Annotated in this window: 10 protein-coding genes; 5 read left to right on the top strand and 5 right to left on the bottom strand. The window is 64.3% G+C overall.

The window, feature by feature from the left end; all coding sequences use genetic code 11:
* Positions 1 to 155 precede the first annotated feature (155 nt).
* From VOM14_RS02415 to VOM14_RS02405, 3 genes are all read right to left on the bottom strand, one after another.
* Complete coding sequence (locus VOM14_RS02415) at positions 156 to 4,997, bottom strand: NAD-glutamate dehydrogenase (RefSeq protein WP_327627059.1); 4,842 nt, start codon at positions 4,995 to 4,997, stop codon at positions 156 to 158.
* A gap of 156 nt (positions 4,998 to 5,153) precedes the next feature.
* The gene (locus VOM14_RS02410; protein WP_327627058.1) at positions 5,154 to 6,002 is read right to left on the bottom strand and encodes an alpha/beta fold hydrolase; all 849 of its coding nucleotides are present in this window, start codon (positions 6,000 to 6,002) and stop codon (positions 5,154 to 5,156) included.
* Complete coding sequence (locus tag VOM14_RS02405; protein WP_327627057.1) at positions 5,999 to 7,033, bottom strand: M14 family zinc carboxypeptidase; 1,035 nt, start codon at positions 7,031 to 7,033, stop codon at positions 5,999 to 6,001. The genes VOM14_RS02410 and VOM14_RS02405 overlap by 4 nt, the downstream gene beginning before the upstream one ends.
* 280 nt (positions 7,034 to 7,313) lie before the next feature.
* Between VOM14_RS02405 and VOM14_RS02400 the strand changes: the two genes are divergently transcribed.
* Entirely contained in the window at positions 7,314 to 8,150 is an 837-nt protein-coding gene (locus VOM14_RS02400; RefSeq protein ID WP_327627056.1) for a DMT family transporter, read from the top strand.
* 166 nt (positions 8,151 to 8,316) lie between these two features.
* Positions 8,317 to 9,606 carry a 4-aminobutyrate--2-oxoglutarate transaminase gene (locus VOM14_RS02395; RefSeq protein ID WP_327627055.1) on the top strand — a complete coding sequence of 430 codons (1,290 nt, stop codon included), beginning with the start codon at positions 8,317 to 8,319 and terminating at the stop codon, positions 9,604 to 9,606.
* 198 nt (positions 9,607 to 9,804) lie between these two features.
* Here VOM14_RS02395 and VOM14_RS02390 read toward each other — a convergent pair whose 3' ends face one another.
* Positions 9,805 to 10,095: a DUF4148 domain-containing protein gene (locus VOM14_RS02390; protein ID WP_327627054.1), complete on the bottom strand. Its 291-nt coding sequence runs from the start codon at positions 10,093 to 10,095 to the stop codon at positions 9,805 to 9,807.
* Between the two features lie 109 nt (positions 10,096 to 10,204).
* Positions 10,205 to 11,215 carry a GlxA family transcriptional regulator gene (locus tag VOM14_RS02385; protein ID WP_327627053.1) on the bottom strand — a complete coding sequence of 337 codons (1,011 nt, stop codon included), beginning with the start codon at positions 11,213 to 11,215 and terminating at the stop codon, positions 10,205 to 10,207.
* A 326-nt stretch (positions 11,216 to 11,541) separates the two neighbouring features.
* Here VOM14_RS02385 and VOM14_RS02380 point away from each other — a divergent pair, with 326 nt between their 5' ends.
* The 3 genes from VOM14_RS02380 (at position 11,542) to VOM14_RS02370 (ending at position 14,531) form a co-directional block, all read left to right on the top strand.
* Positions 11,542 to 12,501, top strand: coding sequence for a choline ABC transporter substrate-binding protein (locus VOM14_RS02380; protein ID WP_327627052.1), 960 nt, complete (start codon positions 11,542 to 11,544; stop codon positions 12,499 to 12,501).
* 53 nt (positions 12,502 to 12,554) lie between these two features.
* Entirely contained in the window at positions 12,555 to 13,484 is a 930-nt protein-coding gene (locus VOM14_RS02375; protein ID WP_327627051.1) for a 3-keto-5-aminohexanoate cleavage protein, read from the top strand.
* Between the two features lie 81 nt (positions 13,485 to 13,565).
* The gene (locus VOM14_RS02370) at positions 13,566 to 14,531 is read left to right on the top strand and encodes an L-carnitine dehydrogenase (protein ID WP_327627050.1); all 966 of its coding nucleotides are present in this window, start codon (positions 13,566 to 13,568) and stop codon (positions 14,529 to 14,531) included.
* The last annotated feature ends 41 nt before the right edge of the window (positions 14,532 to 14,572 follow it).

Below are 14,572 nucleotides of genomic sequence, written 5' to 3'. Positions count from 1 at the left end.
CGTCGTGAATGGCGTCGGTCAATGTGCAGAAGGCTTTTAGCTGCCCGGAGTTCGTATTATGGCCATGCCGGGCGGCATGCGTCCAACCGGGGCACCGCGAGCGCTCCGGTTCGAACCGTCTTCAGCCTTCTCTACCGACGCCGTTGCGTCAACGCTCATGCCTTTTCGAGCGCGGCCATCTCGCGCACGATCACCAGCAGCATCGACAGGCTCGCGCCGCCCGTGGCCCGCAAATCGGCCAGCAGCCGCGAATAGCGCTCCAGTTGCTCGTTGCGTTTGTCACGCCATGTCTGAACCAGCGCATCGGGCGTGGAGCCGTCGTTCGCGCTGGCGAGCGCGCTCATCGTCAATGCGCGTTTGATGCGCGCGAGTTCGGCCAGCGCGGACGCGCGCGCCAGCATGTCCCAATGCGAAGGCGCAGGCAGCGCCGCCGCGCGTTCGCTGATCCAGTGGTAATTGAGCAACGTGCCGAGCGCGAAGTACACGCCCGCCACGAGTTCGAGGCTGCGCTCGCACGTGGACGCGACTTCGGCGATGTCGAGCAGCGCCGCCGAAATCTCGCCGCTTGCTATGCGCAACGCGAGGTCGCTGTCGACGCCCGCATCGACGAGCGCGCGCTGACGCTCCGACAGCGCTTCGAGGTCGGCAGCCGGCAGCAGCGCGGGCCATTGTGGTGCGAGACGTTGCGCGGCGTCGCGGCAACGCGCGAGCAGCCCGGTCACATCGCCGCCATTCACAGCGGGCGACGACAGATGCCGCAGGAACCACAGCGCCGAACGTTCGACGAGCCGCGCGACTTCGACGAACATGCGCGCCTGCACATCGTCGGCGACGCGGTTATCGAGCGCGTCGATGCTGCGCCAGACGTCGTCGAGATCGAACACGTCGCGCGCCATGATGCAGGCGCGCACGATGTCGCCGGGCTTCGCATCGGTCTCTTCCATCAGCCGGTGCACGAACTCGCAGCCTACGCGATTCACCAGCGCGTTGGTCAGATGCGTCGCGAGGATTTCGCGGCGCAGCGGGTGACGCTGCATCGGCTCGCTAAAGCGCTGGCGCAAAGGCTTCGGAAAATATTCGATCAACATGTCGCTGACGAGCGGATCTTCCGGCACTGCGGAGTCGAGCAGCGCATCGTACAGCCACATCTTGCTATACGCCAGCAGCACCGCGCGCTCGGGCGTGGTGAGCCCCTGTTTCGCCGCCTGGCGCTCGGCCACTTCGTCGTCGCTCGGCAAAAACTCGATCACGCGATTCAAACGCCCCGCGCGTTCGAGATAGCGCATGAGGCGCGTTTCCGCGTCGAGCAGTTCGACGCCGTAACGGCCCGCGATCGACAGCGCCTGCGTCTGGTAGTAGTTGTCCTTCAACACGAGCAAGCCGACTTCATCGGTCATTTCGGCGAGCAACGCGTTGCGCTGCTTCTCGGTCATCTCGCCATCGGCCACCACCAGTCCCAGCAGAATCTTGATGTTCACCTCGTGGTCCGAGCAGTCGACGCCCGCGGAGTTGTCGATCGCGTCGGTGTTGATGCGCCCGCCGCGCTGCGCGAATTCGATGCGCCCATGCTGCGTCAGCCCGAGATTGCCGCCTTCGGCCACCACCTTGCAGCGCAGCTCGGCGCCGCTGACACGGATCGCATCGTTCGCGCGGTCGCCCACTTGCAGATGCGTTTCGCGCGTGGCCTTTACATAAGTGCCGATGCCGCCGTTGTAAAGCAGATCGACGGGTGCCTGCAGGATCGCGCGCATCAGTTCGGCGGGCGCGAGCGCCGCCGCGCTGATGCCGAGCACCGACTGCATCGAGGGCGACAGCGGAATCGTCTTCGCGCTGCGCGGAAACACGCCGCCGCCTGCCGAGATGAGCGAAGGGTCGTAGTCGGCCCAACTCGAACGGTCGAGCAGAAAGAGCCGTCCACGTTCCGCGAGACTGACCGCCGGGTCCGGGCTCGGGTCCAGGAAAATATGCCGGTGATCGAACGCGGCCACGAGCCTGATATGCGGCGACAGCAGCATGCCGTTGCCGAACACGTCGCCGGACATATCGCCGATGCCGACCACCGTGAAGTCCATGGTCTGCGTGTCCACGCCCATTTCGCGGAAATGCCGCTTCACGGATTCCCACGCGCCGCGCGCGGTGATCGCCATTTTCTTGTGGTCGTAGCCGACCGAACCGCCGGACGCGAAGGCGTCGTCGAGCCAGAAACCGTATTCCTGCGAAATCGCGTTGGCGTAGTCGGAGAACGTGGCCGTTCCTTTGTCGGCGGCCACCACCAGATACGGATCGTCGGGATCGTGACGCACCACGTTGTCCGGCGGTACGACTGTCGTGCCCGACAGGTTATCGGTGAGATCGAGCAGACCGCGCAGGAACGTTTGATAGCACGCGATGCCTTCGCGCATCCATGCATCGCGCTCGCTTTGCGGCGGCGGGTTCTTCACGACGAAGCCGCCCTTCGAGCCGACCGGCACGATCACCACGTTCTTCACCATCTGCGCCTTCATCAGGCCAAGCACTTCGGTACGGAAATCCTCGCGACGGTCGGACCAGCGCAAGCCGCCGCGCGCCACGCGTCCGCCGCGCAGATGCACGCCTTCCACGCGCGGCGAGTAGACCCATATTTCGAACATCGGCTTGGGTTCGGGCAAGCCGGGCACCTGCGCGGGATTGAACTTGAACGACAGATACGGCTTGCGCTTTCCTTCTGCGTCGAAGAGGTAATAGTTCGTGCGCTGCGTGGCTTTGATGACGCCGAGAAATTGCCGCAGTATGCGGTCCTCGTCGAGATTGGGCACCTGATCGAGCGCGCCGTCGATCGTTTTCAAGAGGCTTTCCAGGCGCGCCTCGCGCGTGCCGGCGAGCGACGGATCGAAGCGCGCGACAAACAGCTCGACCAGCATGCGCGCAATCGCGGGATTGCCGGTCACGGCGCGCTCGATATACGCGTCGCTGAAAGTCGAGCCGACCTGGCGCAGATACTTCGCATACGCACGCAAAATCGTCACTTCGCGCGCGCTCAATTGCGCGCGCAACACGAGGCGGTTGAAATCGTCGCTTTCTATCGCGCCGGTCCACACCTGTTCGAACGCATCTTCGAAAAGATTCTTCACGCGTTCGATGTCGAACTCGGCGTCGTCGGCGAGTTGCAGGCCGAAGTCGTGTATCCACGCAGGCGTCGCATCGAGCGCCTCGATCAGATAGGGCCGCTCTTCGTCCACGCGCACGCCGAGGTGTTCGAGCATCGGCAAACTGCGCGACAACGCGATCGGCATGCCCGCGCGATACACCTTGAAGCGGAACGTCCGCGGCCCTGCTTCGATGGGGCGATACAGGTTCATTGCAAGGCGCTCGCTGCCCTGCACGCGCTCGATCAATTCGATGTCGCGCACCGCCGTGCGCGCGGGATAGTCGTCGCGATAGCCGGCCGGAAACGAATCCGCATAGTGCTGCAACAGGCGGTTGCCCTGCTCTTCGCCGAATGCGTCGAGCAGCGCATCGGCAAGATCGTCCTGCCAGCGGCGCGACACTTGCACGAGGCGCGCTTCGAGTTCGCGCGTATCAACGTGCGGCATGCCGCCCGGTTTCGCATGCACGACGAAGTGAATGCGAGCAAGCGTCGATTCCGAGAGTAGCGGCGTGAACTCGACACTCGCGCCGTTGAACGCGTCGGCGAGAAGATTGGCGATACGTTGCCGCAAATCGGTGTTGTACTTGTCGCGCGGCACGAACACGAGACACGACACGAAGCGGTCGAAGCGATCGCGCCGCACGAAAAGACGCGTGCGCTGATGTTCCTGCAAGCGCAGCACGCCGAGCGCGATGTCGTAGAGCTGGTTTTCGTCGGCCTGGAAAAGTTCGTCGCGCGGATAGGTTTCGAGCACCGTCACGAGCGACTTCGCGAGATGACCTTTCGGCAGGAATCCGGCGCGTCTCACGATATTCGCGCATTTGCGCCGCACGATCGGAATATCGACAGCCGACAGAAAATACGCGGTGGACGTGTACAGCCCGATGAAGCGCCGCTCGCCCGCCACCTTGCCGTCCGCGCCGGTGATCTTGATGCCGACGTAATCCAGATAGCCCGGACGATGCACGGTCGCGCGGGAGTTGGCCTTCGTCAGAAAGATCGGCGAAGAACCGGTGATGATTTCGGCTGCGGCAGGCGGCAACGAAGTGATTTCCAGGGCGCTCGTGGTGCGCAATTCATCGCGCAGAATGCCGAGCCCCGAGTCCGGCACCGCGCGCAAACCGTAGCCCGTGCCCTGCTGCACCAGTTCGTAGTCGCGCTGGCCGAGAAAGGTGAAATGATCGGCCACCATCCATTCGAGGAACGCGCGCGCTTCCATGGCATCCGGCCCGCTCTCGCCGGCCTTCATGCCCTTGATCGTGACGCGCGCGAGGTCCACGATCTTCGGCCAGTCTTCAACCGCGGCGCGCACGTCGCGCAGCACTTTGGCGATGTCGTCGCGCAATGCGTCGAGCTTTGCCGCGTCGCCGCAACGATCGACTTCGAAGTGGATGAACGAGGCCAGTTGCGAGCGCGTGTCGGCGGCTTCCTCCGCGCCTTGTGTCACGCGCGCGATGTCGCCGTCGGAGCCGCGCCAGATGCGAAAGACCGGATGCACGACCGAATGCAGCGCGAGCCCATGCCGGTTGACCGCCATCGAAACGGAATCGACCAGAAACGGCATGTCGTCGTTGACGATTTCGATCACCGTGTGATCGGAGTGCCAGCCGTGCTGTTCGAGAATCGGGTTGTAGACGCGCAGTCTTTCCTTGCCGGGCACGAAGCGCTGCGCGGTTTGCCAGTGCGCGAGCGCGGCGCCGTACAGATCGGGAATGGAGCGGCTTTGCAGATCGTCGGCATCGACGAAATCGTAGTAGTGCCGCAGAAAGGGCTCGACGATGTTGAAGGTCGGCTCGGGCAAGCGCCCTCGTGCAAATTCGACGACATCGTTCAGCAAGTGCGTGACGGCTTCTTCATTCTTTGCTTGCATGATGAACTCCCCCGGCTGGCGGCAATGGCGAGTATCGCGTGGATTGCATGCATCGTCTGAAGGGGGATTATGCACCTGCACGCCGACATGCAACCGATGCCGCGACTTAGGTTATACCCGCTGCCGCATGGCATGCTGCGAGCGCGCAAATCGCGTTCAGGGCGTCTGCGCGGACTCGACGGCGTCTTGCGCAAGCCACGCGCGCACCTGTTGCGCGACCCACGCGGGATCGTCGTGCGGCAGATCGTGACCGGCCCATGCATGCACGCGATGATCCACGCCCCACGCCGCCGCGAGCTTCGCGGAACAGGCGGGATCGACGAGCCGGTCTTCGCGCGACGCCAGAAGCAGCAGCGGGCAAGCCGGCCTCGCGTCGCCCGCGCAAAAGCGCGCCGCCGCGCCTAGCTGCCGCAACGCATTGGCGCGGCTCACCGGCGCGCTGCGGCGAATCGCGCTCCATGTTGCGAGGTCCGCGTCCAGCGTGTCCGCGCAATTGCATGTCAATTGATGAATGCCGCGCTCCGCGAGGCGCGCGTCGCGCCAATGCAAGGCGACGCGCGCAAGACCGGGCCACGCCGACGGACGCAGCCGCTCGTGCGCACGGCAGAAGGGACGCATGCTGGTGTTGATCAACACGAGCCGGCCAATTTCGCCGGGATACCGTTGTGCCCAGTCGGTCGCGACCATGCCGCCGAGGGACATCGCGAGCACATTGCAAGGAGCGGCAAGCTCTAAGCCGGCCGCGCCTGAGCCGGCCGCACCTGAGCCGGCCGCACCCGAGCCGGCCGCACCCGAGCCGGCCGCACCTCTTTGCACAGCGGCCAGGCGCACGAAGTCCACCATATCGGCGACAGTCGCGGGCGCGCGAATGTCAGCGAATTCGCCGTTGCCGGGCAAGTCGAGCAGCAGCGGCGCCGCGCCGATGGCGTCGCGCAACAGATCCGGCAAGCGGCCCCAATGACGCGTCTCGCGCGTCAGTCCGCGCAGCAGAATCCAGGTGCTCATGCGCCGCCCTGCCTGTACCAGTGATCCGTCGCGCTTTGCAGCAACTGCTCGCGACGATTGCCCTGCGGCAGCCAGCGCTGCGACGAGAAGGCCGCGCGCGCCAGGAAGTCGAGCAGATTCGCGTGACGCCGCAGCACGCGCGCCGTGCGATGCGCCTTCACCGGATTGAAAAAGCCCTGACGCGAGAACAGCTGCCGTGGATTCTTCTTGATCCACAGCCACGAGCCGAGTTCGAGCGTCATCGGCAGGAAGACGTTGGGAGCGGGCGTGCGGTCGTAGGCGAAATCCCACAGGTCGCCATGCAGCAGATATTGATGGCTTTGCGGCTCGAACGTGTAGCCGTGATGCGGATGTGCTCGCTCGAACATGGTTTTCAGCACGTACATTTCCGGCAGATGCGGCATCAGCTTGCGCGTGCGCGCATACGGAAACCAGATGCTGTCGGTCCAGCCGTAGCCTGAATGGCAATCGAGCGCGATGCTCAAGGGCCGCGCCGCCAGTTCGGTTTCGACGACCTCCAGCAAAGCGGCGGCCTCGGCTTCCATCGGGCCGCCGAGCGGTCCGCGATACCACGGCAGCCATGCGCCGACACGCTGTCCGCCCGCGAGAAGCGGCACGCGCTCGTCGGCGTTTTGCGGCGCATTGCGCATCAGATCGACGCCGTTCGGATTCGCGCGCGTGGCCGCCCACATGCCGCCCGGATTGACGATCGGCATGAAAATGAGGCGAATGGACTGGAGTTGCCGGACCAGCAGTTCGTCCCACTCGAGCCGCGCGAGCAGCGCGCGCATGTAGTCGAGCACGAGTTGCGAGCCGATGCGCTCCAGTCCATGAATGCCGCCGAAAAAGCCGATGGCCGGCGCCTGCGGATCGGTCGAACCGATGCTAGCGGCGTGCACGCCGAAACAGCGGCCGCGCACCGTGGTCTCGCAGACGGTGCGGATTGCAAAGCTCGCGCTGCCCTGATCGAGGATCGCCTTGAGATCTTCGTACTCCGCAAAGCTGTCGGGAAGGAAGCTCAGAGGCTGCATGAGGACGTCGCGAGTAGTGCGGGATGCCGGGGACCGGCACGGCGAAAGACGCAATATAGCCTGGCTGCGCGTCTGCTTGCATGACGGCGGCGCGCGGGCGAAAACGTGTCATATGCACGTCATCCGGACGTCATCTGACATGCCACAAATTGCCTCTTTTTTACCCATAAAGCCCCTTTGCTTTAGTCGTCCACTCGGTGATTCCGCGCGTCGTGCTGGAATAATCACGGGCTTGCGGCCCACACTCAGGCCAGCCAACCTCGTTCTGTCCCGGCCTTCGATGGAAACTCTTGTCGTCCTGCTGGTCCTGTTGTCCGCCTTGCTTCACGCCACCTGGAACGCGTTCCTGCATCTGTCGGAAGACCGCGTCTGGCTGCTCGGCATGATGGCGATTCCCTATCTCGCCGTGAGCGCGGTCGGCGTGATCGTGCTGCCTCTGCCGGCGCGCGCCGCGTGGCCGTATATCTTCGCGTCGGTGGCGCTCGAATTCGGCTATCTGCTCGCGCTGATCCGCGCGTACCGAAGCGGCGACTTCGGGCAGATCTATCCGATTGCGCGCGGCCTGTCGCCCATGCTCGTGTTTGTCGGCGCGCTCGTGTTCGCGCACGAATCGCTGAAGCCGCTCGCGGCGATCGGCGTCGCGCTGGTGTCGACCGGCATCGTCTCGCTCGCCTTTCGACGCGGCATGCGCTTCTCCGGCGAGAGCGTGCCGTTCGCGCTCCTCACCGGCTTCTTCATTGCGACATATTCGGTCGTCGACGGAATCGGCGCGCGCGTCGCGGGCAACGCGCTCAGCTACATCATGTGGGTCTATCTGATCTGGAACGTGCCGCAGTTTCTGCTCGCATGGCATTGGCGCGGCGGCGCGAAGGGACTGTTCATCGGCCGCGCGGTGGTGGCGAAAGGCATCGGGTCGGGCGCGCTCGCGCTGGTCGCCTATTGCCTGATCATCGAGGCGTACCGCTTTTTGCCCATCGCCATGGTCTCGGCGCTGCGCGAGTTGAGTTCGATCTTCGCAGTGCTGATCGGCTGGCTTTTCATGCATGAGAAGCTCACCGCGCGACGTGTCGTTGCGTGCGCACTGGTTACGCTCGGCGCGGTGCTGATCCGGATTTGAGCCGCGCAAGCTCGTCTTTCAAGCCACTTCCCGCAAGCCATCCGCCGCCCAAATGGCTCCTACATTTTTATAGAAATGGCTCTGAAGCTCAGAGCCAAATCTCACTATAGTCGCTGCATGTGCCGCGTCTTGCGCGCGGCGTCCGCCGACATCGAGGAGCCACGTCATGAACCTGAACAACGCAGAATTGAAGAGCCGCAAGGACGCAGCCACGCCGCGCGGCGTCGGCGTGATGTGCGATTTCTACGCGCAGCGCGCCGAAAACGCGGAGCTGTGGGACGTGGAAGGCCGCCGCTTCATCGACTTCGCGGCCGGCATTGCGGTGTGCAATACCGGGCATCGTCATCCGAAGATCGTGGCGGCGATTCGCGAGCAACTCGATCATTTCACGCACACGGCGTATCAGATCGTGCCGTACGCGTCGTATGTGGAGCTGGCCGAAAAACTCAACCAGCGCGCGCCCGGCGATCATCCGAAAAAGACGGCGTTCTTCACGACCGGCGCCGAAGCCGTCGAAAACGCGATCAAGATCGCGCGCGCCGCGACCGGCCGGCCCGGCGTGATCGCCTTCACCGGGGGCTTTCACGGCCGCACGCTGATGGGCATGGCGCTGACCGGCAAGGTCGCGCCGTACAAGACCGGCTTCGGCCCGTTTCCCTCCGACGTGTTCCACGCGCCGTTCCCGAATCCGCTGCACGGCGTGAGCACGGCGGATTCGCTGAAAGCGCTCGAATTCCTGTTCAAAGCCGATGTCGATCCGAAGCGCGTGGCCGCGATCATCTTCGAACCGGTTCAGGGCGAAGGCGGTTTCTATCCCGCGCCGGCCGAGTTCGTGCGCGCGCTGCGCAAGCTGTGCAACGAGCACGGCATTCTGCTGATCGCCGACGAAGTGCAAACCGGCTTCGCGCGCACCGGCAAGCTGTTCGCGATGCATCACTACGACGTCGTGCCCGATCTGATGACGGTCGCCAAGAGCCTCGCGGGCGGCATGCCGCTGTCGGGCGTGATCGGCCGCGCCGAGGTGATGGACGCCCCGGCGCCCGGCGGGCTCGGCGGCACTTACGCCGGCAATCCGCTCGCGCTCGCCGCCGCGCATGCGGTGCTCGACATCATCGACGAAGAGAAGTTGTGCGAGCGAGCCACTGCGCTGGGCGAGCGGGTCAAGGCGAAACTGATCGAACTGCGGAAAGATGTGCCGCATATCGCCGACGTGCGCGGGCCGGGCGCGATGGTCGCCGTCGAATTCTGCAAGCCGGGCGGCTCGGAGCCCGACGCGGAGTTCACGAAGCGTGTGCAGCAGCGCGCGCTCGAACGCGGCTTGCTGCTGCTCGTGTGCGGCATTGATTCGAACGTGGTGCGCTTTCTGTTCCCGCTCACGATTCAGGACGCGATTTTCGACGAAGCGCTCGTCATTCTCGAAGACGTCATCAAGGAGAGTGTGGCGGTTGCGGCCTGAAGGAAACGATCGGTCTCGCGTCGCGTTTCCAGAGCCGCGAGGTCAGGCGCGCGCGGCGTGTCGCACAAGCACTTCGCTGTGCGGAGGCGGCGTGTGAGTCTGGTCCAAATGCAAAAAAACCGGCACGTTGCGACGTGCCGGTTTTTTTCTACCCGCGCGGCCAGCTAGATCGCGCCGGCCGGTTGCATCCACTCAAGCTTAGTTCGACGTTTGAGCGCGGCTGCCCGCATTCGACGAGCCGTCGGTCGCGGAACCATAGCCCGTGGACTGAGCCGTGCGGTTTTCCGCGGCGATGCGCGCTTCAGCGGCCTGAATGTTTTCCGGGTAATCGTCGCTGTTAGCCGTGCTCGGGTTGTAGCCCGCTTTTTCCAGCTGGACCAACTCGGCGCGAACCTGTGCGCGCGTCACCGGCTGGTTCGATTGCGCGAAAGCCGCGAGCGGCGCGGTAATAAGAGCGGCGATAACAGCAGCTTCGATCAGCGATTTCATGATTACTACCTCCAGAGATTCTTATGTGCAGTGCCGAAAACGGTTCTTTTCAGCAGGTATGCACAGTGTAGGAGGATGGTATCCTAGGGTAAACCCCCAATTCATGAATTCACTGTTGCTGCGGAAGCAATAAATCGCCCACAGGCACCTTGATTATCGCTTTCGACGGCATTAAGCCGCCTGTCACCTGGCGATCGCTTCTCGGACTCGCGCCAAATCGCGCGCGATAGGTCCGCGAAAAATGCGACGGCGACTCGAACCCGCACGCGACGCAAATCGACGTGATCGACATGTCGGTCTGTTGCAGCAACTCGCGCGCGCGGGAAAGCCGCAGTTGCAGATAGAAATGCGTCGGCGTGTCCTTCAGCGACGCGCAAAAGAGCCGTTCCAGCTGCCGCCGCGTCACGCCGATTTCCTGTGCTAGCCGGTCCGGCGTCAACGGTTCTTCCATATGCCGCTCCATCACGCCGATCACCTGAATCAGCTTGCGGTTGTGCACGCCGTAACGCGTGGCGATCTCCATGCGCTGATGGTCCGAGCGCTGGCGGATGCGGCTCACCACGAACTGCTCCGAGACCGCCGACGCCAACGCGGCGCCGTGCTCGCGCCCGATCAGATCGAGCATCATATCGATCGACGCCGTACCGCCCGCGCACGTGATCCGCCGCGCGCCGATCTCGAAGAGTTCCTGGCTCGCGTCCAGCGCAGGATAGCGCTCGCGAAACGCCGACAGCGCTTCCCAATGCACGGTCACATTGTCCGCGCGGCCGAGCAGGCCGGCTTCCGCGAGAATAAAGCTGCCGGTATCGATGCCGCCGAGCGTCGCGCCGCCGCGCTCCAGACGCTTGAGCCACTCGGCGAGTTCGCGCGTGTAGCACGCGAGCGGTTCGAAGCCCGCCACGACGAAGAGCGTGGGCGCGTCGTCCACATCGCCGATGGCGGCGTCCGCGTTGATCGAAATGCCGTTGCTCGCCGCGACCGGCGCGCCGTCGAGACTCAGAATGCGCCATCGGTAAAGCTCGCCTTGAAAGCGGTTCGCCACGCGCAACGGCTCGACCGCCGACATGAAGCCGATCGCCGAGAAGCCCGGCAGCAGCAGGAACGATATCTCTTCAGGCATCTCGCGAACTTTGAGAAAACGGACGGGAATGCGCGGGCGAACGCGCGGGTCCAGGCGAGCGTAGCAAGCGTGTCGCGGGCGGGCAAGGCGCGCCAAAAATCCCTTCCGCGCGATGCTGCATTGCAATGCGCGCCTGACGACCGCCGGTGCTGGTTTTCCCTTGTTGTCGCGTGAGAGCAAGAACGGGTCGCTGACGGTCGCTTTGGGCGGAATATGGGGCATTAACGTTAGGTCATTCGTGGGCCGCGCGTCACGGCGTCAAAGTATCGAGGCGGCCTGTCCGGAACGCGCAGTCAAACCTCCATGAGCGCCACCAGGGGAATGTCATGAAGTTACGCATCAAAGCTCTCTTTGCCCGTCTCGCGTGCCTCGCGGCCGCTTTTGCCGCGACCGCGCTGCCCGCGCACGCGCAGGACCCGGCCGCCTGCCGCGCCGTGCATTTCGCGGATATCGGCTGGACCGACATCACATCGACGACCGCGCTTGCGTCGACTGTCTTCGAAGGGCTCGGTTATCAGCCGGTCACGACCGTCGCCTCGGTGCCGATTTCGTTTGCGGGCCTGAAGAGCAAACAGCTCGACGTGTCGCTCGGCTATTGGTGGCCCGTGCAGGAAAAGGCGATTGCGCCGTTCGTCGAATCGAAATCGATCCAGGTGCTGCAACCGCCCAATCTGACCGGCGCGAAGGCAACCTTCGCCGTGCCGACCTACGAGTATGACGCCGGCCTGAAGACCTTCGCGGACATCGCCAAACATCGCGACGAACTAGGCGGCAAGATCTACGGCATCGAGCCCGGCAGCAGCGCGAACGCGGCCATTCAGAAGATGATCGCCACCAACCAGTTCGGCCTCGGCGGGTTCAAGCTGGTCGAATCGAGCGAAGCGGGCATGCTGGTTTCGGTGGAACGCGCGATCCGCGAGAAGAAATGGGTGGTGTTTCTCGGCTGGGAACCGCATCCGATGAACATTCAGCTCGACATGAAATATCTCTCCGGCAGCGAAGGCGTGTTCGGTCCGAACGACGGCGAAGCGCGCGTCTACACGCTGACCTCGCCCGACTATCTGTCGCGTTGCCCCAACGCCGGCAAGTTCGTGAGCAACCTGCATTTTTCGACTCAACTGGAAAACGTGGTGATGCAGTCGGTCATGAACAAGGAAAAGCCCGCCGATGCCGCCAAAGCGTATCTGAAGAAGAACCCGCAAGTGCTAGACGCATGGCTCGCCGGCGTCAAGACCTATGACGGCAAGGACGGCTTGCCCGCGGTCAAGGCTTATCTCGGGCTTTGATTCGCGCGCTCTGATTCACGCGCCAAGCACTTTCATTTACAGGAACAGCACGCATGAACCATGAAGTCATCGTGACCTGCGCGATCACCGGCGCGGGCGACACCGTCGGCAAGCATCCGGCCATTCCCGTCACGCCAAAGCAGATCGCCGAGTCCGCGATCGAAGCGGCGAAAGCCGGCGCCACCGTCGCGCATTGCCACGTGCGCGATCCGAAAACCGGACGCGGCAGCCGCGATCCGCAGTTGTATCGCGAGGTGGTGGACAGAATCCGCTCGTCGGGCACCGACGTCATCATCAATCTGACGGCGGGCATGGGCGGCGATCTGGAGATCGGTTCCGGCGAAGACCCGATGCGCTTCGGCGCGGGCACGGATCTCGTCGGCGGCTTGACGCGCCTTGCGCATGTCGAGGAGCTGCTGCCCGAAATTTGCACGCTCGATTGCGGCACGCTCAATTTCGGCGATGGCGACTACATCTACGTGTCGACGCCTGCGCAGTTGCGCGCGGGCGCAAAGCGGATTCAGGAACTCGGCGTGAAGCCCGAACTGGAAATTTTCGATACCGGCCATTTGTGGTTCGCGAAGCAATTGCTGAAGGAAGGCCTGCTCGACGCGCCGCCGCTCTTCCAGATCTGCCTCGGCATTCCGTGGGGCGCGCCCGCCGATACGACCACCATGAAGGCGATGGCCGACAACCTGCCGCCCGGCGCACAGTGGGCCGGCTTCGGCATCGGCCGCATGCAGATGCCGATGGTCGCGCAGGCGATGCTGCTCGGCGGCCACGTGCGTGTCGGCCTCGAAGACAACATCTGGCTCGATAAAGGTGTGCCCGCAACCAACGGCACGCTCGTGCAGCGCGCGGTGGAGATCATCGAACGCCTGGGTGGACGCGCGCTGACACCCGCCGAAGGACGTCGCAAGCTCGGCCTGCCCGCGCGTGGCGAACGGCTGCTCGAACGGCGCGCGGCCCGGGAATATGCATAGGCACGATTTGCAAGCGGCATTGCGTGCGCTCTCAATGCGCGTTCGCAGTCAGGAACTCACAGGCAAAAGGAAACGTCAGCAATGGCAGTGATCGTCGATATCAAAACATTTGCCGCGATCGGCGCGGGTGTGATCGGCAGCGGCTGGGTGGTGCGCGCGCTCGCGCACGGGCTCGATGTGATCGCGTGGGACCCGGCTCCCGGTGCGCAGCAGCAGTTGCGCGAGAACGTCGCGAATGCGTGGCCCGCGCTGGAGCGCGTCGGGCTCGCCGAGGGCGCGTCGCAGGCGAGGCTGCGCTTCGTCGAGACGATCGAAGCGTGCGTCGCGCACGCCGACTTCATTCAGGAAAGCGCGCCCGAACGCGAGGAACTCAAACTCGCGCTGCACGAGCAGATCAGCCGCGCCGCGAAACCGGACGCGATCATCGCTTCGTCGACGTCGGGGCTCTTGCCGAGCGACTTCTATGCGCGCGCGGTGAACCCCGAGCGTTGCATCGTCGGGCATCCGTTCAATCCGGTGTATCTGCTGCCGCTTGTCGAAGTGCTCGGCGGCGAGCGCACCGCGGCCGACACGCTCGACGCCGCGCTGCGCATTTACCGCTCGCTTTCGATGCGGCCGCTGCGCGTTCGCAAGGAAGTGCCCGGCTTTATCGCCGACCGGCTGCTCGAAGCGCTGTGGCGCGAGGCGCTGCATCTGGTGAACGAAGGCGTGGCGACCACCGGCGAAATCGACGACGCGATCCGCTTCGGCGCGGGCATCCGCTGGTCGTTCATGGGCACGTTCCTCACCTACACGCTCGCGGGCGGCGATGCGGGCATGCGCCACTTCATGCAGCAGTTCGGCCCCGCGCTGGAGCTGCCGTGGACTAAACTGATAGCGCCGGAGCTGACGGACGAACTGATCGACCGCGTCGTGCACGGCACCGCCGAACAGGTCGGCCCGCGTTCGATCAAACAGCTGGAGCGTTATCGCGACGACTGCATCACGAGCGTGCTGGCGGCAATCGGCGAAGCCAAGGCGCGGCACGGGCTCACGTCCGCGGATTGACGCTGGCGTGGCCGCGCAACGCCAGCGCGCGCCGCCCATCC

The organism is Paraburkholderia sp. MPAMCS5, assembly GCF_036016995.1.
In the GTDB taxonomy this organism is placed as follows: Bacteria; Pseudomonadota; Gammaproteobacteria; order Burkholderiales; family Burkholderiaceae; genus Paraburkholderia.
Note: the sequence above shows the minus strand (reverse complement) of the source record. Positions and strands in the feature narration are given on the sequence as shown.